Origin of the sequence: Paramagnetospirillum magneticum AMB-1 (assembly GCF_000009985.1) — a bacterium.
In the GTDB taxonomy this organism is placed as follows: domain Bacteria; phylum Pseudomonadota; class Alphaproteobacteria; order Rhodospirillales; family Magnetospirillaceae; genus Phaeospirillum; species Phaeospirillum magneticum.
Genome location: NC_007626.1, coordinates 1,415,110 through 1,436,755 on the forward strand (window position 1 = coordinate 1,415,110; position 21,646 = coordinate 1,436,755).

At 66.9% G+C, this 21,646-nt stretch carries 21 protein-coding genes; 10 read left to right on the forward strand and 11 right to left on the reverse strand.

Annotated elements, in window-relative coordinates; genetic code table 11:
- Positions 1 to 95: 95 nt before the first annotated feature.
- The 3 genes from AMB_RS06590 (at position 96) to AMB_RS06605 (ending at position 3,479) form a co-directional block, all read left to right on the forward strand.
- Positions 96 to 503, forward strand: coding sequence for a hypothetical protein (locus AMB_RS06590; protein WP_011383707.1), 408 nt, complete (start codon positions 96 to 98; stop codon positions 501 to 503).
- Between the two features lie 54 nt (positions 504 to 557).
- Positions 558 to 1,399 (forward strand): IS5 family transposase gene (locus AMB_RS24235; RefSeq protein WP_148207253.1). Its coding sequence is split into 2 segments (ribosomal slippage): positions 558 to 930 and positions 930 to 1,399, totalling 843 coding nucleotides; the frame shifts between segments, so codons are not numbered across the junction.
- A 370-nt stretch (positions 1,400 to 1,769) separates the two neighbouring features.
- A complete protein-coding gene (locus tag AMB_RS06605; RefSeq protein ID WP_043743634.1) occupies positions 1,770 to 3,479 on the forward strand; it encodes a diguanylate cyclase domain-containing protein in 1,710 nt (569 codons plus the stop codon).
- A 63-nt stretch (positions 3,480 to 3,542) separates the two neighbouring features.
- Here the strand turns inward: AMB_RS06605 and sseA are convergent, their stop codons facing one another.
- Genes sseA through AMB_RS06625 form a run of 4 tightly spaced genes read right to left on the reverse strand, consistent with a single transcriptional unit; the run spans position 3,543 to position 8,194 of the window.
- Entirely contained in the window at positions 3,543 to 4,397 is an 855-nt protein-coding gene (sseA, locus tag AMB_RS06610; protein WP_011383709.1) for a 3-mercaptopyruvate sulfurtransferase, read from the reverse strand.
- Between the two features lie 44 nt (positions 4,398 to 4,441).
- Positions 4,442 to 5,446 carry a cysteine synthase A gene (locus tag AMB_RS06615; protein WP_043743637.1) on the reverse strand — a complete coding sequence of 335 codons (1,005 nt, stop codon included), beginning with the start codon at positions 5,444 to 5,446 and terminating at the stop codon, positions 4,442 to 4,444.
- A gap of 58 nt (positions 5,447 to 5,504) precedes the next feature.
- Entirely contained in the window at positions 5,505 to 7,688 is a 2,184-nt protein-coding gene (locus AMB_RS06620) for a xanthine dehydrogenase family protein molybdopterin-binding subunit (protein ID WP_011383711.1), read from the reverse strand.
- The gene (locus tag AMB_RS06625; protein ID WP_043743639.1) at positions 7,685 to 8,194 is read right to left on the reverse strand and encodes a (2Fe-2S)-binding protein; all 510 of its coding nucleotides are present in this window, start codon (positions 8,192 to 8,194) and stop codon (positions 7,685 to 7,687) included. Before AMB_RS06625 ends, AMB_RS06620 begins: the two co-directional genes overlap by 4 nt.
- A gap of 123 nt (positions 8,195 to 8,317) precedes the next feature.
- On the opposite strand from AMB_RS06625, the gene AMB_RS06630 reads away from it, so the two are divergent.
- Genes AMB_RS06630 through AMB_RS06645 form a run of 4 tightly spaced genes read left to right on the forward strand, consistent with a single transcriptional unit; the run spans position 8,318 to position 11,706 of the window.
- Positions 8,318 to 9,895 (forward strand): hypothetical protein, encoded by a 1,578-nt coding sequence (locus AMB_RS06630; RefSeq protein ID WP_011383714.1) that lies wholly within the window; start codon positions 8,318 to 8,320, stop codon positions 9,893 to 9,895.
- A gap of 47 nt (positions 9,896 to 9,942) precedes the next feature.
- The gene (gene parA / locus AMB_RS06635) at positions 9,943 to 10,587 is read left to right on the forward strand and encodes a ParA family partition ATPase (RefSeq protein WP_011383715.1); all 645 of its coding nucleotides are present in this window, start codon (positions 9,943 to 9,945) and stop codon (positions 10,585 to 10,587) included.
- A gap of 4 nt (positions 10,588 to 10,591) precedes the next feature.
- Entirely contained in the window at positions 10,592 to 11,077 is a 486-nt protein-coding gene (locus AMB_RS06640) for a DUF4149 domain-containing protein (protein ID WP_011383716.1), read from the forward strand.
- Positions 11,078 to 11,082: 5 nt separating this feature from the next.
- On the forward strand, positions 11,083 to 11,706 hold the full coding sequence (locus tag AMB_RS06645; protein WP_043743644.1) for an NUDIX domain-containing protein: 624 nt from the start codon (positions 11,083 to 11,085) through the stop codon (positions 11,704 to 11,706).
- Between the two features lie 4 nt (positions 11,707 to 11,710).
- Here the strand turns inward: AMB_RS06645 and AMB_RS06650 are convergent, their stop codons facing one another.
- Together AMB_RS06650 and AMB_RS06655 are read right to left on the reverse strand one after the other, a co-directional pair.
- Positions 11,711 to 12,331, reverse strand: coding sequence for a YjbE family putative metal transport protein (locus tag AMB_RS06650; protein WP_011383718.1), 621 nt, complete (start codon positions 12,329 to 12,331; stop codon positions 11,711 to 11,713).
- The gene (locus tag AMB_RS06655; RefSeq protein WP_011383719.1) at positions 12,328 to 13,563 is read right to left on the reverse strand and encodes a nucleoside recognition domain-containing protein; all 1,236 of its coding nucleotides are present in this window, start codon (positions 13,561 to 13,563) and stop codon (positions 12,328 to 12,330) included. Before AMB_RS06655 ends, AMB_RS06650 begins: the two co-directional genes overlap by 4 nt.
- 119 nt (positions 13,564 to 13,682) lie before the next feature.
- Between AMB_RS06655 and AMB_RS06660 the strand changes: the two genes are divergently transcribed.
- Positions 13,683 to 14,264 carry a hypothetical protein gene (locus AMB_RS06660; protein ID WP_011383720.1) on the forward strand — a complete coding sequence of 194 codons (582 nt, stop codon included), beginning with the start codon at positions 13,683 to 13,685 and terminating at the stop codon, positions 14,262 to 14,264.
- Here AMB_RS06660 and AMB_RS06665 read toward each other — a convergent pair.
- Together AMB_RS06665 and AMB_RS06670 are read right to left on the reverse strand one after the other, a co-directional pair.
- On the reverse strand, positions 14,253 to 14,972 hold the full coding sequence (locus AMB_RS06665; protein ID WP_011383721.1) for an LrgB family protein: 720 nt from the start codon (positions 14,970 to 14,972) through the stop codon (positions 14,253 to 14,255). The two genes, AMB_RS06660 and AMB_RS06665, sit on opposite strands and share 12 nt — an antisense overlap.
- Positions 14,972 to 15,325, reverse strand: coding sequence for a CidA/LrgA family protein (locus AMB_RS06670; RefSeq protein WP_011383722.1), 354 nt, complete (start codon positions 15,323 to 15,325; stop codon positions 14,972 to 14,974). Before AMB_RS06670 ends, AMB_RS06665 begins: the two co-directional genes overlap by 1 nt.
- Positions 15,326 to 15,352: 27 nt before the next feature.
- Here AMB_RS06670 and AMB_RS06675 point away from each other — a divergent pair, with 27 nt between their 5' ends.
- Positions 15,353 to 15,637, forward strand: coding sequence for a SemiSWEET transporter (locus tag AMB_RS06675; protein WP_011383723.1), 285 nt, complete (start codon positions 15,353 to 15,355; stop codon positions 15,635 to 15,637).
- 139 nt (positions 15,638 to 15,776) lie between these two features.
- Here the strand turns inward: AMB_RS06675 and AMB_RS06680 are convergent, their stop codons facing one another.
- Positions 15,777 to 16,469, reverse strand: a complete 693-nt coding sequence (locus AMB_RS06680) for an orotate phosphoribosyltransferase (protein WP_011383724.1) — start codon at positions 16,467 to 16,469, stop codon at positions 15,777 to 15,779.
- Between the two features lie 84 nt (positions 16,470 to 16,553).
- Here AMB_RS06680 and AMB_RS06685 point away from each other — a divergent pair, with 84 nt between their 5' ends.
- Entirely contained in the window at positions 16,554 to 17,333 is a 780-nt protein-coding gene (locus AMB_RS06685) for an enoyl-CoA hydratase/isomerase family protein (RefSeq protein WP_011383725.1), read from the forward strand.
- Positions 17,334 to 17,433: 100 nt separating this feature from the next.
- Here the strand turns inward: AMB_RS06685 and AMB_RS06690 are convergent, their stop codons facing one another.
- Together AMB_RS06690 and AMB_RS23265 are read right to left on the reverse strand one after the other, a co-directional pair.
- Positions 17,434 to 18,411: a hypothetical protein gene (locus AMB_RS06690; RefSeq protein ID WP_011383726.1), complete on the reverse strand. Its 978-nt coding sequence runs from the start codon at positions 18,409 to 18,411 to the stop codon at positions 17,434 to 17,436.
- 122 nt (positions 18,412 to 18,533) lie between these two features.
- Positions 18,534 to 21,476 (reverse strand): ATP-binding protein, encoded by a 2,943-nt coding sequence (locus AMB_RS23265; RefSeq protein ID WP_158303942.1) that lies wholly within the window; start codon positions 21,474 to 21,476, stop codon positions 18,534 to 18,536.
- Between the last annotated feature and the right edge of the window lie 170 nt (positions 21,477 to 21,646).

The following is a 21,646-nucleotide window of genomic DNA, read 5'->3' on the forward strand; positions in this document are numbered from 1 at the left end:
GAGAAAAACCTATCCTACGGTATAGGCGGGTTGATGGGGGCGTCTCATGGCCTAAGTGATATAATGTTGGGGCCAATTCGCCTTGGAGGCTCGATATGACTCGGATCGGAATTCTGTCGGCGGCTATCGTTGCCGCCGGCTTGGTGGTGTCCAGAGTTGCGCCCGCAACGGCCGGTGATGCCAAGCAACAGATCGCCACGGCCGCCGCCCACGCCGGAATGGCTGCCGCGTCGCCGGAAGATAAAATGGTCAGGGGACACCTTCAGCACGTGGTCAATTGCCTGGTGGGGCCGGCGGGAGAGGGGTATGACTCCGCCCAGGCCAATCCCTGCAAGGACCAGGGGTTTGGTGCCCTTCAGGATTCCCCCATGGATAAATTGCCCGCCTTGCAGGCGGCGCTGAAGATGGCCCGTGATGGAATGGCCGAACCGGATTCGGCCAAGGCGCGGGAAAAGGCGGTGGCCACTCAAAGTGCTCTAAGAGGCCGTCCGGAAGGTTCTTGAATCAGGTGAATCGGTTATGATTCCATGGGTCTCCAGAGAAATGCTGGGGGCGCCATGTGGACCAAGGACAACCGACGGCTCTATGAGCGGAGCGGACTTCGCTATCCAAGTGATCTGACGGATGAGGAATGGTCGCTGGTGGCGCCGCTGATCCCACCGGCAAAGCGCGGCGGGCGCCAGCGAACGGTGGATCTTCGTGAAGTGGTGAATGGGATCTTCTACGTGTTGATGACCGGTTGCCAGTGGCGAGCATTGCCCACGGACCTGCCGCCCAAAAGCACGGTGCATGAATATCTTGGGCTGTGGGAATGGGATGGCACGCTGGCACGCCTCCATCACGCCCTGTTCATCGAGGTGCGGGAACTCTCCGGCAAAGAAGCCAGCCCGACGGCGGCGATCATAGACAGCCAGAGCGTCAAGGGCGCGGAAAAAGGGGGGCGCGGATTGATCCATCGGGCTACGACGCTGGGAAGAAGGTCAAAGGCAAGAAGCGGCACATCGTCGTCGATACGCTTGGCTTGATCCTCGCGGCTCATGTCCAACCGGCCGATGTCCAGGATCGTGATGGCGGATTGCCGGTCCTCAAGGAGGTCCGGCGCCTCTTCCCCTTCATCGTTCGGGTGTTCGCTGATGGCGGCTACCAGGGGGCCGCCACCGCGGCAGCCGTCCGCGCACTCGGGGCGTGGCACCTGGAAATCGTCAAACGCTCCGACACCGCCAAGGGGTTCGAAGTTCTGCCAAAGCGGTGGATCGTTGAGCGCACCTTCGGGTGGCTGGGGCGTTGTCGCCGTCTCGCCAAGGACTTCGAGAATCTCGCCAGGATGGCGCTGGCGTTTCTTCGCCTCGCCATGATCCGCCTCATGCTGCGAAGGATAGCAAGACACCGGAAATCATAGGAAACTTCACGGACGGACTCTAAGTAAATTATCAATGTAGGTCTGTAAAAACAGTGTAGTAAAAATTGACATTCTGATTGTTACTTGCGGCGACAATGCTACTGCAGGCAGATGTCGCCGCATATCACCCAGGGGTTATTCAGTTTTTTGAATGTGTTAATCCACGGTTGCGTTGGCATCTCCGTGGGCGGCTTGGCGAAATCCTAGGCCAATCCAGCTTGCCAACGGTCATGGCCTGCTTAAGGCATAGCCTGGTGGCGAAATGCTTGCCGTATGGATTGGTTACTGTCCATGTAAATATACTGAACTTCTCAAGATGAATTGATACTCTGCGGCCAATCAAAAAAGGCGCGATCCAGGGGGCGTCGGGGTGATTGGCGATTTGCGTATCGGATTTCGGCTATCTTTCACCGTCGTCATTCTGCTGGCGGCGCTGGCGGGGGTGTCGGCCTATGCCCTGCACGAGATCAGGGACCGCCTGCTGACCGAGCGGCAAAGCCAGAGCCGCGTCATGGTCCGGGGCGCTATTTCCCAGATCGCCCGCTTCGAGGACTTGGAGCGGAACGGCTCCCTGGGTCGGGAGCAGGCTCAGTCGGAGGCGATCCGGGCCGTCAACAGCCTGTATTTCGGCCCCGATTTGTATGTCTGGATCAATGATTCCCGCCCGGTGGTGCTCGCCCATCCCGTCCAGGCCATCATCGGGCGCGATGTGGGGGACATCCGGGATGCGGACGGTCGCCCTCTGTTCCGCGAATTTCTCCGGCTCAGCGCGGCCAGCGGTCACGGGACGGTGACCTATCGCTGGCCACGGGTGAATGACGATGTGCCGCGGTTGAAGATCTCCTATGTGGAGGGCTTCGCCCCCTGGGATTGGACCGTGGGGGCGGGCGCCTATGTGGACGACATCGATGCCGCCTATGACGAGGCGGCCCGCCGGTTCGGGCTGTTCGCCCTGCTGGCCGGACTGGCCGCCGCCCTGGTGGCGTGGCTGGTGGGGGTGGGCATCACACGGCCGTTGAAACAGGTCACCCGGTGCATGACCCGCCTGGCGGCGGGCGAGTCCGTGGAGGTTCCCCAGCCCGCGCGCGGCGATGAAATGGGCGATCTGATGCGGGCCCTGGGCGACTTCAAGCGCCACCTGTCGGAAAAGGAGCAGTTCCGCGAGGCCCACGATTCCGTGTTGCGCGAGGCCGGGACCGTCTTCAATCTGATTTCCGACGCGGTGATGGTGACCGACCGGCGCAACCACATCAAGCTGGTCAACCCGGCCTTCACCAGGATCACCGGGTTCGCGCCGGACGAGGTCATCGGGCGTTCCCCCTCGATCCTCTCCTCGGGGCGCCACGACAAGGCGTTCTATGCCGCCATGTGGGAGCAATTGTCGTCGGGCGGCAGTTGGAGCGGCGAGGTCTGGAACCGCGCCAAAAGCGGCGAAGTCTTTCCGGAATGGCTGTCCATCGTCGCCATTCGGGACCGGGCGGGCGAGGCCCATGGCTATGTGGCCACCTTCAGCAACATCGCCGAGCGGAAGCGCCGCGAGACCCGTATGCGCTGGCAGGCCGAGCACGATGCGCTGACCGGGCTCGCCAACCGCGTCCATTTCGAGACCGCCCTGGCGGTGGCCCTGTCCCAGGCGCGGCAGACCGGCTCGGAGCTTGCCGTCCTGTTCATTTCCCTGGAAGGCTTCAAGGAGGTCGCCGACACCCTGGGGCGTGCCATCGGCGACCCCGTTCTCTCGGTGATGGCCAAGCGTTTGCGGCAGATCGTGCGGGCCGACGACGTGGTGGCCCGCTTGGGTGGGGATGAATTCGCGGTGATCATCCCGATGCTGCAGCACGAAGGCAATGCCCGCTTTGTCGCCGGGAAGATTGTTTCCTGCCTCGCCGAGCCTGTTATTCTCGGCAATACTCAGGCCCAGATCAGCGCCAACGTGGGGGTGGCCATCCATCCCCACCATGGAACCTCGCCCAAGGAACTGCTGTCCGCGGCCGACCATGCCATACGGTGCAGCAAGCAGGCGGGCCGCAGCGGCATTGCCATGGCCGAGGCCGCGCCATCCTCGGCCATTCGGGCGTCTTGAACGAAAAACCCCCGCCGGCGAGGGCGGGGGCTGATCCATCCTGGTCCGGGCTTGGCCGTGGACCTACTTCTCGATGGGCGTGTCGTCGCGGTTGCCCCATTCGGCCCAGGAGCCGTCATAGACCGCCACGTTCTCGTGCCCCACCAGATGCAGCGCCAGGGCCACGGTGCAGGCGGTGACGCCCGAGCCGCAGGAGATGGTCACCGGCTGCTTGGAATCGATGCCGGCGGCGTCGAAGCGGGCCTTCAACTGCTCGGTGGGCAGCATGCAGCGGGTGCGCTCGTCGATCAGGTCGGCGAAGGGCACGTTGACCGAGCCGGGGATATGGCCCTGATGCTTGGTGGGGCGAGGCTCGGCGGCCTCGCCCTTGAAGCGGGCGGGGGCGCGGGCGTCGATCACCAACTCGCGCTTGCTCTCCAGATTGGCCTTCATGTGGTCCAGGTCGCGGACCAGCAGATGGTTGTAGTGGCTGATGAAGTGCCGGGTGCGCGGCACCGGCGGCAGGTCTTCCACCGGCAGGCCTTCGCGCAGCCACTTGGGGAAGCCGCCGTCCAGCACCGACACGTCGCGGTGGCCGAAGGTGCGGAACATCCACCAGGCCCGCGCCGCGGCGCTGGCAAAGCCCGAGCCGTCGTAGATCACGATCTTGTTGCCGTTGCCCAGGCCCAGCTTGCGCACCTTGCTGGAGAACTTCTCCGGCGCGGGCAGCATATGGGGCAGGGTGGAATCGGTGTCGGCGATCTCGTCGATGTCGAAGAACACGGCACCGGGGATATGCTCGGCGTCATATTCCTCGCGGGCGTTGCGGTTCTGGCCGGGCGTGTACCAGCTGGCGTCGACCACGCGCACGTCGGGCGCGCTGAGGTGCGAGGCCAGCCACTCGGTGCTGACGAGGGCGTCCGAATTGGGATGCATCATGCTTCAATTCCCCCCTTGCGGGTTTGCTTTTGTTTGGTCGCCGCTCACTCCAGCCAATGGGGCACCGGCAGATTGCGTTCCCGCAGGAAGGCCGGATTGAACAGCTTGCTTTGATAGCGGGTACCATAATCGCAGAGCACTGTCACCACTGTGTGTCCGGGTCCTAATATGCGCGCCACCTTGATGGCGGCCATCACATTGATTCCGCTCGATCCTCCCAGAACCAGTCCCTCCTGCCGAACCAGATCGAAAATCAGCGGCAGCGCCTCGTGATCGGTCACCTGGACCTGATCGTCGATGGGGGCGCCGTCCAGATTGCGGGTGATGCGGCCCTGGCCGATGCCTTCGGTGATGGAGGTGCCCTCGGCCTTCAGCTCGCCATGGGCATAGTGGTGGTACAGCGCCGAGCCCATGGGGTCGGCCAGCACCACCTTGATGTCCTTGTTGTGCTCCTTCAGCGCCATGCCGGTGCCCGCCAGGGTGCCGCCGGTCCCCACCGCGCAGGTGAAGGCATCCACCGTGCCGTCGGTCTGGCGCCAGATCTCCTGGCCGGTGGTGTTGAAGTGGCCCATGCGGTTGGCGGTGTTGTCGAACTGGTTGGCCCACAGCACGCCATTGGGCTCGGTCTTGGCCAGTTCGTTGGCCAGGGTCTCGGAATAGCGCACGTAATTGCCGGGATTGGCGTAGGGCACGGCCGGAACCAGACGCAGGTCGGCGCCCACCAGCCGCAGCATGTCCTTCTTTTCCTGGCTTTGGGTCTCGGGCATGACGATGACCGTCCTGTAGCCCAGGGCATTGGCCACCAGGGCCAGGCCGATGCCGGTATTGCCCGCTGTGCCCTCGACGATCACGCCGCCGGGCTTCAGCAGGCCCTTGCGTTCCGCGTCCTGGATGATGGCCAGGGCGGCGCGGTCCTTGACCGATCCGCCGGGATTGAGGAACTCGGCCTTGCCCAGGATGTTGCAACCGGTCTCCTCCGACGCCCGCTTCAGGCGGATGAGCGGGGTGTTGCCGATGGAATCGAGGAAGCCGTCGCGAATGTCCGTCATGGTTTGTGTAGTTTCCGTCTAATTGCCATTGCAATAATGTAGCTAGTCGGATCGTGGGCTACAAGGCCTGTAAAACTCCCTTCACCCGCTCGGGCGTGAACGGCACGGTGCGCAGCCTTGCCCCCACCGCGTCGAACACCGCGTTGGCCAGGGCGGCGGGCACCGGGGCGCAGGCCGCTTCGCCGCCACCCATGGGCGGTTGGTCGGGCCGGTCCAGCAGCTCGATGGCGATGTCGGGGACCGCGCCGAAACCGAGGATGGGGTAGGTGGACTGGTCGGTGGAGGTGACGCGCGAGGCGTCGAAGGCCACCTCTTCCAGCAGGGTGCGCGACAGGGTCTGGAGGATGCAGCCCTCGATCTGCATCTTCAGCGCGTCGGGATTGATCACCAGCCCGCAATCATGGGCGCAGGTCACCTTCTTGATGGCGATGCGCCCGGTGTCGCGGTCGACCATGACCTCCATGGCCATGCCCACATAGGTTTCCGAGTGCTTGTAGTGAACATAGGCGATGCCGCGCCCGGTGCCGTCGCCGGCGGGGTTGGGCGAGGGGCGCGGCGCCCAGGCCATCATGGACGCGGCCTTGGTCAGCACGGCGACGCCCCGCAGATCCCGGAGGCCGATCAGGCGGGTGACCAGGGGGTCCAGCCCCACGCCAGCGCACAGCTCATCGAAATAGCCTTCCACCGCGAAGGTGTTGGCGATCTTGCCCGGCGCGCGGATGTTGCTGGGGCGCAAGGGGGCTTCGGCCTGCCAGTGGACCTTGACCTCCAGATCGGCGACGGCATAGGGCGGATCGCCGTTCTGGGAGATCAGGCCGGTGATCAGGCCCTGGGGCTGGGCGATGCCCGCCGCCTCGGGGGCCAGCAACGGCACGTTGACCAGTCCGGCGGTGGCCTTGGGGAGCCACATCTCGGTGCTCCAGCCGGCCAGCAGGCCGGAGGGCGCCATGGCGCCGCGAATGGCCAGCAATTGCGGCGGACCCTTGGGGTCCCAGGCCAGCTCGTCATCCCGGCTCCAGGCGACCCGGACCGGCTTGCCCGTGGCCTTGGCCAGCAGGGCGGCGTCGGCGCTGGCGTCGTCATGGCCGTTCATGCCGTAGCAGCCCGAGCCGTCCAGATAGACCATGCGCACCTTGTCCACGCCCAGGCCCAGCAGGGCGGCCAAGGCGGGGCGGAACTTGTGGGTGGCCTGCGACGCGGTCCAGATGGTGGCGGCGCCGTCTTTGACCTGGGCCACCGCGCAGCTCGGCCCCAGCGAGCCGTGGGACTGCACCGGCCAGTAATACTCGGCGGCGGGCGGCGCGTCGGCCAGGGCGGCGGCGGCGTCGCCCTTGGCCTTCAACACCTCCTCGGCGGCGAAGGGCGGGGTCTTCAGCCAGTCGCGCACCGCCTGATGACCCATCAGCGGGGCGGAATCCGACCATTGCGCCTTCAGCATCCCGGCGGCGCGGACGGCGTCCCATTCGCGGGGGGCCACCACGGCCAGGAAGTCCTTGAGGCGCACCACGCGGGCGCCGCGGATGGCCTTGATGGAGGCCTCGTCCACCCGGAGCAGGCTGGCGCCCACCGAGGGCGGGCGGATGACGCGGCCATGCAGCATGCCGGGCAGCTTGAAGTCGTGGACATAAACATGGGTGCCGCAGACCTTGGCCGGCAGGTCGGGGCGGGGCAGGGGCTTGCCCACCACGCGATAGTCGGCGGGATTGCGCAGCGGCGCCTTGGGGTCCAACTTCAGGGCGAAGCCGCCCTCGCCCACCAGATCGCCCATGGCGATGGAGCGGCCAGATTCCCGGGGGCCCACCACGCCGTCGCGGAGATCCAGTTCCTCGGCGGGTAGGTCCAGCCTTGCGGCGGCGAGGCGGATCAGGGCCTGACGCGCCGTGGCGGCCGCCTGGCGGATCTGCACGCCGCCCTTGGCCACGCCGGTGGAGCCGGCGGTGGGTCCCTGGTCGGGGGTCAGCGCCGTGTCGCCCTCGACCAGGGCGATGGAGTCAATGCCGATACCCAGTTCCTCGGCGGCCATCTGGCGGATGGCGACGCGCAGGCCCTGGCCGAGATCGACCTTGCCGCAATAGACGGTGACCTTGCCGTCGGCGCCGATGGCCAAGAACCCGTCCACCTCGGCGGGATCGTTGGTCTTGGCCAAGGCGGCGGCGGCTCCAGAGGGGCGGGGCAGGGCGAAGGCCACGGTCAGGGCCGCCATGGAGCCCAGCAGGGCGCGCCGGGACAGATCGAGGCTCATGACTTGTCCCTCCCGCCGGCGCGCATCACGGCCTTGAGAACTCTTTGGTGGCTGCCGCAGCGGCAGAGATGGCCGTCCAGCGCCTCCTTGACCTCCGCCAGATCCGGCTGGGCCGTGCGGGCCAGCAGGGCGGCGCCCTCCACCACCATTCCCGGTGTGCAGAAACCGCATTGGGCCGCCTGCTCTTCCACGAAGGCGGCCTGGACCGGATGGGGAGCCTCGGGGGTGCCCAGGCCCTCGATGGTGGTCACCACCTTGCCCGCCGCCTCGCCCAGGGTGGTCCGGCACGACCGGGCGGGCTGGCCGTCGATCAGCACCGTGCAGGCGCCGCATTCCCCCTTGCCGCATCCCAGATGGGTCCCGGTCAGGCCCAGTTCCTCGCGCAGCCAGTAGACCAGCGGCATGTCGCCGTCGGCCAGCGCGGCGCGGCGTTCCGTGCCGTTGACGGTGAGGGAGAGTTGGGCGGGGGATTTCGCCTTCGCGGCGGTCGCGGGTTTTCCGGCCATAGGGTCCTCGCGTGTCATGGGTCGGGTAGTATATGGGCAAACCCGCCGCTTGCCCAAGACCGCCTTGATCCGCTACACCCTGATCGCCCGGACGGCGGGCGCAATCGGCCCGGAGGTCTGCTGGTGAAGACGCGTCCCGTACTCCTGATCCTGCCGGCCCTGTTCACCGCCCTGCTGTTCGCCATGGGTGCCGCCTCCCAGCCGTTCTGGCAGGTGTTCAATCTGGACCCCGATTACTATTACCTGACCAACGGCCTGATGCTGGTGGAAGGTCTGGCCCCCACCGACATGGGCCATCCCGGCACGCCGGTGCATGTGTTCTTCGCCATCGTCTACCGGCTGATGCATGTGGGCGAGCCCACCGGCGCCATCGTCGACGCGGTGCTGAGGAACCCCGAACACCATCTGAGGGTGGTGACCTGGGTGATGTATCCGCTGATCGGCCTGTCGCTGGTGGCCCTGGGCCGCGCCATTTTGACGGCGACCGGACGGTTGGCCCCGGCGCTGCTGGCCCAGGGCGCGCCGTTCCTCTCCATGATTATCCCCAAATTCGGCCTGCATCCCAAGCCGGAGGGATTCCTGATCATCGCCGTGGCCTGGGTGCTGGTCATGGCGCTGCGGGTGGCCCGGGCCGAGACCCTGACCGACCGTCAGGTGGGCTGGCTGGGGCTGGCGCTGGGCTTCGGCATCGCCTGCAAGATCCAGTTTGTGGCGCTGGGGCTGATCCCGCTGTTCATCCTGGACCGTCGCCGGCTGTTCCTGGTGCTGCCCCTGACCACGGCGGCCGGTTTCCTGTTCTTTTTCTCGCCCGCCCTGCCGTCGCTGGACATCTTCCTGGGCTGGTGGAGCAAGGTGCTGACCCACAGCGGCGCCTACGGCACCGGCGAGGCCGGAATGGTTCAGGCGGGGCGCTATCCCCGGGCGGTGATCGGCCTGTTCGGCTCCAAGATCGTCTTCACCGTGGTGATCGTCCTGTCGCTGTTCGCCCTGGCCGGCTATGTGCGGCTGCGCCGCCGCGGCCTGATTCCGGCGGACCGCCTGGCCGGGCTGCTGGCCGGCATGGTGGCCGCCCAGGTGTTCACCATCCTGGCGGTGGCCAAGCAGCCCGCCGCCCATTACCTGGTGCCGGCCCTGCTGCTGACCGGACCCAGCCTGGCCATCCTGTTCGTGCTGTCGGGCAAGGTGTTCTCGCCCCGGCCCCATTTGCGGGCCTGGGCGGGAATCGGGCTGGTGCTGGTGGTGCTCAGCGCCCATGCCTCGTGGAAGCAGTATGCCGAGCTGGCCCGCTGGACCGCCGAAACCCAGGCCTTCGACATGAGCCGCTTTGCGGCCTGCGCCAAGATCGACTACGATTCGGCGTCCAGCCTGCCCTACGCGTTGCAGCGCGGCGACATGAACTCCAAGGCGCGCTATTCCCCCAAGCTGGCCGAGTTCATGCCGAAGGACCACTACACCTGGTTCATCAACGAGCATGCCTGGTGGAGCAGCGGCTTCATGCAGTGGAACAAGCCCATGAAGCTGGCCGAGGTGCTGGCCGCCTATCCCTGCTCGATCTTCCGCGGCAATCAGGGGTCGCGCATGATCGAGTGGGCAACGCGCGAGCTGGGCTCGTTCAGGCCCGACGACGGCTGTCCGGTGGGCGAGGAAAACGTCTTCACCTTTGGAATCCGCTGCGACGGCTCAACCCCTCTTGCAAAATGAGGCCAAAGGGATAGCCTTCTGGTCAGCAATCTGACGAGGGGGACATCATGGCGGCCAAGGCCGTAACCATCGCCCAGCAAAAGGGCGGCGCCGGAAAGACCACCATCGCCGCGCAACTGGCCGTGGCCTTTGCCCGTGGTGGCTTGCGCGTCGGTCTGCTGGACATCGATCCGCAGGGCTCGCTGGCCGCCTGGTACGACATCCGCAAGGCCCTGGTCGAGGAAGAGGGCGGCGGTATCACCTTCGTGCAGGCCTCGGGCTGGCGGCTGTCCACCGAGCTGGACCGCCTCAAGCGCGACGTCGACGTGGTGCTGATCGATTCGCCCCCCCATGCCGAAACCGAAGTGCGCATCGCGGTGCGCGCCGCCGACCTGATCCTGGTTCCCATGCAGCCCTCGCCCATGGATCTGTGGGCCACCGGCCCCACCCTGGACATGGCGCGCAAGGAAAAGTCCCCCGCCTTGATGGTGTTCAACCGCACGCCGTCGCGGGGCAAGCTGGTGGACGCCGTGCGCAAGAAGATCAAGGACGCCGAGGTCCCGGTGGCCCAGACCGTGCTGGGCAACCGGGTGGCCTTCGCCGCCTCCATGATGGAGGGCAAGGGCGTGGTGGAAAGCAATCCCCGCCACACCGCCACCAAGGAAATCAAGGCGCTGGCCGTGGAAATCGCCGGCATCCTGGGACTGGATTGAGATCATGGAAATGCTCTTTGATCACGCCTATGCCATTGCCATGGCCCTGCACACCCTGGCGGCGGTGGTCTGGGTCGGCGGCATGTTCTTCGCCCATCTGATCCTGCGCCCCGTCATGGCCGAGCGCCCGGCGCCCGAGCGTCTGGCGGTGTGGCGCGAAGTATTTCCCCGCTTCTTCTTCTGGGTGTGGATCAGCATCCTGGTGCTGCTGGTCACCGGCTATTCCACCTTGCTGCTGGGCTTCAAGGCCGGCTTCACCGGGGGACCCAGCCATGTGGACATCATGCAGCTCATCGGGCTGGTGATGATGGCGCTGTACTTCCAGCTGTTCTTCGGCCCGTGGCAGGGCTTCAAGCGGGCTTTCGCCGCGGGGGACTTTCCCAAGGCGGCGGAGTATCAGGTCCGCATCCGGCACATCGTCACGGTCAACCTGATCCTGGGCATGATCAGCATCGTCGTCGGCGTGGCCGGCTCGCTGCTGGGGGCGTGACGGAGATGGACCGGGACGCCATGGACCGGGACCGGGACGTCGAGATCCTTTCCAAGGAGACGGTGTTCAAGGGCTATTTCCAGGTGGACCGCTATCGCCTGCGCCATCGCACCTTCGCCGGTGGCTGGAGCGAGGAGATGGTGCGCGAGGTGTTCGAGCGCGGCCATGCGGTGGTGGTGCTGCTTTATGATCCCGACCGCGACAAGGTCGCCCTGATCGAGCAGTTCCGCCCCGGCGCCTATGCCGCCGGCTGGCATCCCTGGCTGGTGGAATGCGTGGCCGGGATCATCGAGGAGGGCGAGCACCCCGACGAGGTGGCGCGGCGCGAAACCCGCGAGGAGGCGGGATCGGACCCCACCGACATGATTCATATCGGCGACTATCTGGTCACCGCCGGCGGCTCGTCGGAAAGCTGCAAGCTGTATTGCGCCCGGGTGGATTCCTCGATCATCGCCGGAACCCACGGCCTTGCCCACGAGGGCGAGGATATCCGGGTCTTCGTCATCGATCCGGCCGAAGCCCTGGCCATGTGCCGCGATGGCCGCATCAACAACGCCATGGCGGTGCTGGCCATCCAGTGGCTGATCATGGAAAGGGACGGCCTCAGGGCCAGGTGGCTGGGCGCCTGAAGCGTTACCCCTGGGCGTTGCCGGCCAGGACCAGCAGCGGCTGGGCGCCGTCCCAGATCATGCGCAGCGCCACCACCACGATGATCCCCAGGCCCACATAGGCGATCCAGTGCCAGCGCTTGAGGATGCGCGCCACCGTCTCGGCCGCCGCGCCGGTCAAGGCCACCGACAGCGCCAGCCCCGCCACCATGATCCAGACGTGCTCGCGCGCCGCTCCGGCCACTGCCAGCACGTTGTCCAGCGACATGGAGACGTCGGCCAGCACGATCTGCTTCACCGCCTCGGAGAATTTCTTGGGCTGGGCCGGCGGCGCGTCGGAATCCGCGGCGTCGTCGCTCCCATGGGCCGCCTCGCGCAGTTCGCGCCACAGCTTCCATGACACCCACAGCAGCAGCAGCCCGCCGGCGAACAGCAGGCCGATGATGCCCAGCAGTTGCACGGCGAAGAGTGAGAACAGGATGCGCAGTCCCGCCGCCGCCGCGATGCCCCAAAGAATGGCCTTGCGCCGCTGCTCGGCCGCCAATCCGGCGGCGGCGATGCCGATCACCACGGCATTGTCGCCGGCCAGGGTGATGTCGATGGCCACGACCGAGGCCAGCGCGGTCAGTTCGGCGGCAAGACTCATGAAACTCCCCCAAACAGCAGGCGGCAGACGATGATTGCGGCGATCAGGGCGGCCAGATCGGCCAGCAGTCCCACCGCCAGGGCATGGCGGATGCGCCGCACCTGCACCGCCCCGAAATAGACGGCCAGGACGTAGAAGGTGGTTTCCGTCGAACCGTAAAGGGTCGACAGCAGGGCGCCCAGATAAGAATCCGGGCCGATGGCCGGGTCCTTCAGGCTGGACGCCAGCATGCCGTAGGAGCCCGAGCCGGACAGGGTGCGCATCGCCGCCATCATCAGCGCCTCGGCCGGCAGGCCCAGCCCCTCGGTCAGCCGTCCCAGGGGGCGGATCAGCAGATCCATGGCCCCCGAGGCCCGCACCATGCCGATGGCCGCCAGGATGGCCACCAGATAGGGGATGATGCGCACCGCCACGTCGAAGCCCTCTTTGGCGCCTTCGACGAAGCTCTCATAGAGACGCACGCCCCGGCGGGCGCCGAACAGTAGCAGCCCCACGACCAGACCGGGCAGAATCCACGGCCCCAGAACCTTGCCCCAGGCCAGCAGCGCCGCCGCGCCGGCCAGTAGCCCGGCCAGGGCGAGGAGGCAGGGCCACAGCGAAGCGGGAGCGGGCTGATCGGGAACCGTCTCGATCATCCGGGGCTGCCACAGGCCTTGCAGTCCCCGCGCGGCCAGCACTCCCACCAGGGCGGCGACCAGGCTGGCGATCAGGGTCGAGGCGACGATGGCGGCGGGCTGGGCCGATCCGGTGGCGGCGCGCAGCGCGATGACCTTGGTGGGCAGCAGGGTCAGCCCGGCGGTATTGATGGCCAGGAACAGCACCTGGGCATTGCTGGCGGTGCCCTTGTCGCGGTTGAGGCTTTCCAGATGCTCCATGGCGCGGATGCCGAACGGCGTGGCGGCATTGCCCAGCCCCAGCAGGTTGGCGGCGACGTTCATCACCATGGCGCCCATGGCCGGATGCCCGGCGGGAATCTCGGGAAACAGGCGGCGCAGCGCCGGTTCCAGCAGGCGGGCCAGGATGTCGAGCAGGCCGCCGGCCTCGGCCACCTTCATCAGGCCGAGGAACAGCGCCATGATCCCCACCAGTCCCAAGGCCAGGGGCACGGCGCCCGCCACCGAATCCACCAGACCGGCCGACAGCGCCTCCATGGCGCCCGCTCCGCCCGACAGTTCGGCGAAGGCGGCCACCAGGAACGAGACCAGCACCAGGACCAGGAATACGGCGTTCAACGGGCAGTTCCCCCCACTTCAGGGAAAACCTAGCAGAAGGAACGGCGTCGCGCATCCTTGCCGCCTGCCCTTGGCCGTTGTAAAGCTTTTGGCGAAACATACGGGAGAGAGTCACCATCATGCGCCGTGCCGCGCTTATCCTCGGCCTCGCCGCCCTTTGGGTCTGCCCCGTGATGGCTGCCGACACCGTCCCCGCCCGCCTCGATGCCGCCCGCGCCGCCCATGCCAAGGGGGATCTGGCCCGCGCCGCCACCGAGCTGGAGGCCGCATTGGTCGAGCTGCAAGGGCGCCTGGGCAAGATGCTGGGCGAGTTCCTGCCGCCTCCTCCCGCCGGCTGGCAGGCCGAGCCGGTGGAAATCCAGTCCCTGTCGGGAAGCGGCGGCGGTCTGGCGGTGACGCGGGCCTATGCCCGTGACGACAACACGCTGAACGTCTCGCTGATCATCGACAGCCCGGCGGTGGGCTCGGCCGTCGCCCAGTTGGCGGCCTTTCCCCAGCCCAACGCCCGCAAGGTGAAGGTGGGCGGCGAGGACGCGGTGCTGCGCTGGGATGCCCAGGGCCGCAACGGCGAGGTGCTGATGGTGCTGGGCCCCCGCGTCCTGCTGCAGATCGAGGGCGACAACCTCGCCACCAGCGAGGTGCTGAGCGACGTCGCCAAGGGCTGGAACCTGGGCGGCATCCGCAAGGCCCTACCGCAGTAACCCCACCAGCAGCGGCACCAGCACGGCGGTGATCAGGCCGGTCAGCCCGATGGCCAGCCCGCCGAAGGCGCCCGCCGTCTCGCTCATCTGCAAGGCGCGCACCGTGCCGATGCCGTGCGACGCGATGCCCAGCGCCAGACCGCGTGCCGCCTGATCCTTGACCCGGAACAGGTCGAGGATCCAGCCGCCGCACACCGCGCCGAAAATGCCGGTCAGCATGACCATCACGGCGGTCAGCGAGGGAATGCCCCCGATGCGCTCGGTAATGCCCATGGCGATGGGAATGGTCACCGATTTGGAGGCCAGGGACAGCAGCACCTTCTCCGACCCGCCCAGCGCCCAGGCCACCGCCACGGCGCTGACTCCGGCCATCACCGCCCCCACCAGGATCACCAGCAGGATGGCGGGCCAGGCACGGCGCAGGATGGGCATCTGGGCGTAAAGGGGCACCGCCAGGGCGACGGTGGCCGGACCCAGCAGGAAGTGGACGAACTGCGCCCCGTCGAAATAGGTGCGGTATTCGGTGCCCGTGGCCATCAGGAAGCCGACGATGATCACCACCGAGACCAGGATGGGGTTGAGCAGGGGCGAGCGCCCGCCCTTCTCGAACAGCCACATGGCCGCCTGATAGGCGATCAGCGTCGAGGTCAGCCCCAGCAGCGGCGAGGTGGAAAGATAGATCCAGATGCTGGACAGGTCGGTGCTCATCACTTGGCCTCCGGCTTATGGCGCCGGCTCAGGGCCTGCATGAGGCGTCCCGCCACCACGATGGTGGCAAAGGTGCTGCCCAGCACCGCCGCCGCGATGGGCAGCGCCTCCTCGGCGATCAGCTTCAGGTGAACCATCACGCCGACGCTGGCCGGGATGAACAGTAGGGCGAAATTGGACAGGATGGCCTTGACCGCCAGATCCAGGCCGGCGGGAACCCGACCCCGGACCACCAGGCCGGTGAACAGCAGCACCATGCCCACCACCGGGCCGGGCAGCGGCAGGCCGATCAGCCGCACCATCACCTCGCCGGCAAGCTGGCACAGCAGCAGAACCGTGATATAGGGAAGCACGATCGGTTTCCTTTCAGGTGCGGCACCATGGACTGGCTTTCACCCATCGACCTGCTAGGCGCGGCGGCGGGCGTCCTTACGACCATCTCCTTCGTGCCCCAGGTGGTCAAGACCCTACGCACCCGACAGACCAGGGACATATCCCTGGCCATGTGGGTCTGCTTCATCACCGGGGTATCCCTGTGGACGGTCTACGGCCTGCTGCTGGGAGCCTGGCCCATCGTGGCGTCCAACCTGCCCACCCTGGGGCTGGCCGGCACCATCTTGGTGATCAAGCTTCGGAACATGGGAAAGGAAACGGGAGGCGATTGAAACCGTGCGCAGCCCCCCAGGCGGGCGCGGCGCGCCCTTGCCTTCCGCGGCATAGGCCGCGCGGCCATCGAGTATATCCTGATTCCCCGGAGGGAGGGGCCTAACCCTGCCGCCATAGGCGGCAGGGGACGTTTCCACCTCAGGCGCTGCGGCCACCGTGCAGGCTGGACCAGCCCACGGGATCGTGGAGGAAGGAGCGGACGGCCTCGACGGCGCGCTTGTCGAACTGGCCTTCTTCCTCGACCACTTCCAGCACATCCCACCAATTGCACAGATAGCCCAGGTCGACGCCGATCTCTTCCAGGCTCTTCATGGCGCCGGGGAAGACGCCGTAGAAGAACACCACGAAGGAATGGTCGACCTTGGCGCCGGCTTCGCGCAGCGCGTTGACGAAGTTGACCTTGGAGGCGCCGTCCGACGCCAGGTCCTCGACCAGCACCACCCGGTCGCCGTCCTTGAAGTCGCCTTCGATCTGGGCGTTGCGGCCAAAGCCCTTGGGCTTCTTGCGGATGTAGAGCATGGGCAGGCCCATGCGGTCGGAAATCCACGCGGCATAGGGGATGCCCGCCGTCTCGCCGCCGGCCACCGCCTCGGCGGATTCATAGCCGACCTCGCGCATGATGGCCTTGGTCATCAATTCGCAGATCTTGGTGCGGGCGCGCGGGAACGAGATCACCTTGCGGCAATCCACGTAAACCGGGCTGGCCCAGCCCGAGGTCAGGATGTAGGGCTCTTCCGGGCGGAAATTGATCGCCTTGATTTCCAGCAGGATGCGCGCGGTGGTCAGCGCCGCCTGCTTCTGTTCCGGGGTGCGGGAAACGGTGGTTGCCATGTGGGGAGCCCTCTTGCCTTGCCGATAAGGGGGTCTATAGGCACAATCGCGCTTTCCTGCAAGAAGACAGAATAGGGAACTGAAATGTCCGACGTGATCCAGCTGGTCCGAGAGGGCGCCATCGCCACCGTGACGCTGAACCGCCCCGACCGCATGAACGCCCTGAACCTGCCCATGTGGCGCGGTTTGGCCGAGGCGTTCGAGACCATTTCGGCCGACCGGTCCATTCACGTGGTGATCTTGCGGGGTGCCGGCACCAAGGCCTTCGCGCCGGGTGCCGACATCGAGGAGTTCGACACCCTGCGGGCCAATGCCGAGCAGGCCAAGGCCTATGATCTGGTCATGCGCAAGGCGCTGGACACGGTGCGCGCCTGCCCGCAGCCGGTGATCGCCGCCATCTGGGGGCCTTGCGTCGGCGGCGGCCTGGAACTGGCCTGTTGCTGTGACATCCGGCTGTCGGCCAAGTCGGGCAAGTTCGGCGTGCCCATCAACAAGATCTCGGTGGTGATGGCCTATCCCGAACTGGCTCAGATCCGCCGGGTGGCCGGTCCGGCCGCGGCGCTGGAGATTCTGCTGGAAGGCCGGATCATGGATGCCGACGAGGCCGCCGCCAAGCGGCTGGTCAACCGGGTGGTCGAGGACGACGCCATGGACGCGGAAGTGGCCGCCACCGCCAAGCGCATCGCCGCCGGGGCACCCCTGGCCAATCGCTGGCACAAGGCCTTCATCGCCCGCCTGGACGATCCCACCCCGGTGTCCGAGGCGGAGCTGGACGAGTGCTACCGCTTCCTCGACACCAAGGATTACGCCGAGGGTCTGGCGGCCTTCCGCGCCAAGCGCAAGCCGGTGTTCACGGCGGAATAGGGTGATCCCCGACCCCCCTTTGTTTTTATCAATAAAATAGAAGGGGGTCCGGGGCTCGCCCCGGATGGGTCCGGGCGATAGCCCGCCCGGGGTACGGCGCCTACCCCCGCAAAGCCGCTTCCATCATCTGAGGCATGAGGCGGAGGTCGGTGTGGGGGCCGACCTCGCGCTTGTCCAGGCGCTGGGCGATGGCGGCCACCACGGCGGGCTTGCCGGGAACGCCGAACTGGGTGCGGAAGCCGGCGCGGCCCAGCAGCTTGTAGGCGGTGACCATGGCCACCGCCGCCTGGAAGGTGCTGAGGCCCAGGCGGGCGAACAGGTCGGCGTGCACCAACTCGTTGATCTCGCCCAAGGCGGCGACCAGTTCGCGGGTCTCGGATTCGGGGCGCTGCCCCAGGACCTTGACCACCGTGGAATCGTTGAGCGCCTTCCACCATTGCTGTTCGCGCTGGGGCAGTTCGGGGGTGGCGGGGGGACGCGGGGAGTGGACGGGCAACGCCCCGCCTGCGTTGGCGGCGATGGAATCGAGGATTTCCGCCTCGCGGATGTCCAGGAGGCGCGGCCCCATCTCCTGCACCTTGGCCAGGGGCAGCGGGGCGTAATGGGGCACCAGCGCCACCTGCCAGTCGTGGATCAGGTATTCGTTGATGGCCTTGTACATGGCCCCGGCCTTGGTGGTCGGGTCGTTGGGATCGCCGCCCAGGGTGGCCTTGAAGTGGCGCTTGGCGTGGGTGCGGACGATCATGGCGATGACGTCGTGCACCGAGCGGCCGCAGCGCAGCGCCACGAAATCGTCGTTCACCGGGCGTCCGCGGGCATCCACCAGCAGGTTGCGGAAGGCCGAGCGGTTGCGGTTGAAGATAGAGATGCAGCCGTGCAGCATCTCGGAATTGGCCATGACCAGTTCGTAGAACTCGTCGCCCTTGGTGCCCTCAAACGCCGGGATCAGCGAGCGGAAGACATCGGCTACCCGCCCCTTCAAGGTGTCGTTGATGACGCGGACCACATCATTGTGGCTGTGGGGCGCCCTGGGGGTCGCACCCTCCGGCTTCGTCACGCTGACTTCGTCCCGTGGCATGTGTGGCAGCCCCTGGTGCCGGGGAATCCGGCGCCAGTCTCAGGTTATCGGGACATCACCTGTGCTGCAAAGCACAAATTATGGCACTTTGTATCGCTATCCCCTTGAATAGACTTGTGTCTTTATCCTTTTGCATAGTCCGGAAGGAGGTGGGAGATGGCGGCGCGCAGGTGAGGAAGCTCCACTGGCTTGGACAAATAGGAATCCATACCGGCCTGGACGCAGCGTTCCGCCTCGCCCGCCAGGGCGTTGGCGGTCAGGGCCAGAATGGGGGTATGGCGGGTGGTCCCGTCCTCCTCGGCACGGATGGCGGCGGTCAGTTGGAACCCATCCATGATGGGCATGTGGCAGTCAGTCAGAATCAGGCAGTAGGGTCTGGCGCGCCAGGCGGCCAGGGCGGCCGCGCCGTCGGGGAAGACCTCGGCGGGAAAGCCCAGCAAGTGAAGCTGACGGCGGATCACCTGCTGGTTCACCGGGTGGTCCTCGGCCACCAGGATGGGGGCGCCGGTCCAAGCGGTGGACCTGGGCTCGGGCTGCGGCAAGGGGGCGCAGACCGGACGCGGCTGAGCCACCGGACCGATGATTCGCTCCACCGCGGCGGTGATCTGGGCACGGGTGAGGGGGCGCCCGAGGAAGCCCAGGCAGTTGGGGCGGCGCTCCAACTGGAAGCGATGGGCCGGATCTTGGCCATCGATGAACAGCAGGGGGGTGGTGCCCATGGGCGCCAGATCCTCGGGCGCGACGGAATCGGCGGTAATCAGCGCCAGATCGAAGGGGGCCTGGGTGGCAGTGGCCTTGCGCGAGGCGGCCTCGGCCTCCCTGGGGCCGGGAACGCGGACCACGGCGGCGCCACCCTGCTCGGTAGCCAGGGCGATCAGGGTTCGCTCCTCGGTGTCCGGGTCGACGATCAGGATGCGCAGCCCGATGAAATCGGTGGTCTGCTCTCCGATAGGCGTTTCCGGCGGCACGCTCTCCGCCACCGGCAACGGCAGGCGGCACCAGAACGACGACCCCACGCCGGGCTCGGACTCGAACCCGGCGGTACCGTCCATCAGGTCGACCAGCCTGCGGGTGATGGACAGGCCCAGCCCGGTGCCGCCGAACCGTCTGGTGGTCGAGCTTTCCGCCTGGGTGAAAGGCTGGAACAGCCGATCACGCAAAGAGGAATCGATACCGATCCCGGTATCGGCCACCCGGATGGAGAGGATCTGTCGACCTTGCCCGTCGGTGCCGCCATTGCCCATGTGGATGGCGACCAGTCCCTGGGCGGTGAACTTGACGGCGTTACCGGCCAGATTGAACAGGATCTGGCGCAGGCGCACGGGATCGGCCAGCAGGACCGGCGGCAGGCCGGGATCGACGAAGGCTGACAGGGTCAGCGACTTGGCCGCGGCGGCTGGGGCGACGGTCTGGACGACGCTTTCCACGATGCGGTCAAGGCGAACCGGCACTTGTTCCAGTTCCAGGCGCCCGGCCTCGATCTTGGAGAAGTCCAGCACGTCGTCGAGAATGCGCAGCAGCGACAGCCCGGACTCCCGGGTGGTGGAGACCAGATCGCGCTGGTCATTGTCCAATTCGGTATGATCCAGCAGTTCCAGCATGCCGATCACCCCGTTCATGGGGGTGCGGATTTCGTGGCTCATGGCCGCCAGGAAGGCGGATTTGGCCACATTGGCCGCCTCGGCGTTCTCCTTGGCGATGGTCAGCGCCTCGAAGGCGGAATCGCGCCCGCGATTGGCCTCGTGGAACTTGGCCAGCACGCGGTTGAAGGCGGCGGCGATCTCGGCGGCCTCGGTCTCGGGGGCGGCGGCCACCGGCTGGGCGAACGAGGCGGAATGCTCGTGGGCCTCCATCTGGACCAGCAGGTCCTGGAGGGTACGGCGGTTGGCTTCCTCGGCGCGGCGTCCGGCTTCGGCGCGCTCGGCCTCCAGCCGCTGCTTTTCCAGGGAGTTGCGCTTGAACACCTCGACGGTGCGGGCCATGGCTGCCAGTTCGTCGTGCAGGTCGCGGCCTTCCACCTCGCGCGACCAGTCGCCGCCGGCCCCGGCCTCCATGGTCTCGCGCAGGCGCTGCAGGGGCGAGCGGATGGACTGCCCGATCATCCAACTGACCCAGGCGCCCACCAGCAGCAGGGCAAGGGCGGCGCCGGCCCCCGCCGCCGCCAGCCGCAGCAACTGGTGCCGCGAGCGGCGCTGCAGCCGTTCCTCGCGGTCGCGGCCCTGGGCGATCAGCCGGTCGATGGCGGCGGACATCACCGCCTGATTGGCGTCCACCTCGTCGGTCAGAATGCGCGAACGCTCGTCGAATCCGCGGGCAATGGCGTCAATGGCCGCCGACAGCGTGCGCGCCCGCGTGCCGATCACCGCCAGGGCGTCGCGCTGCAGGTCGCTGGTGGCCAGCCCGGTCAGGGCGGGGACGGTGTCGGTCACCCGCCGCAGGCTGGCATGGGCGTTGATGGCGCCGGGCGCCGCCCCGTTGAAGTAGAAGGCGTTGATGGCGATCAGCGCCTCGACGAAGTTCTCGTGCGACTTGACCAAAGCGGGGCTGAGCGGATCGGTGCCCCGGGAGCGCGCCGTGGAGTTCAGGATGGCGTAAAGGCCCGACATCTCGCTGGTGGATTGCAGCACGTCGCTTTCGTACAGGCGCAGGATATCGGCATTGATGGCCTTCAGGGTCTGAAAGCCGGTGACGAAGCGCCGCGCCGCCTGATGCATGGTGCTGGCGTCTTCCGACAGGGGCTTCTGGTGCGCGGTGGCGTCGCCCATGGCCACGAACAGCTCCTCCGAGCGGCGCATGGCGTCCTTCAGCAGGTCGTCGGTGGGATTGGCCAGATACTGGCGGATCATGCCCTGCAGGCGCGAGGCGCGGATGTCGATCTCGGCCAGGGCGGAGGTGCGGTGCTGGACGATCCGCAGCTCGTCCAGGTCAGAATCCATCACCGAGGCGGCGTGCCAGCCCAATCCCCCCACCGCCAGGGCGACGAACACGTTGAGCGCCACCACCAGCGGAATACGCCAGGCGATGGGCAAAGCCCTGATCCAACGAACGAAGCGCGTATACGCCATGGCCGGCGGAATCCCCATCCTTCGCCTCTCGGGCTCATGGTACAAGCGGAACAGGGGCGGGGAAAGCTGGTAGTCGTGAATTCGCGTGCCGCCAGGAAAAGTTGGTGCCGGCATGGGCGCCATGTCTTCCGGTCGGCTTGACCAAAATCACATATTGCCCCAGCATGTTC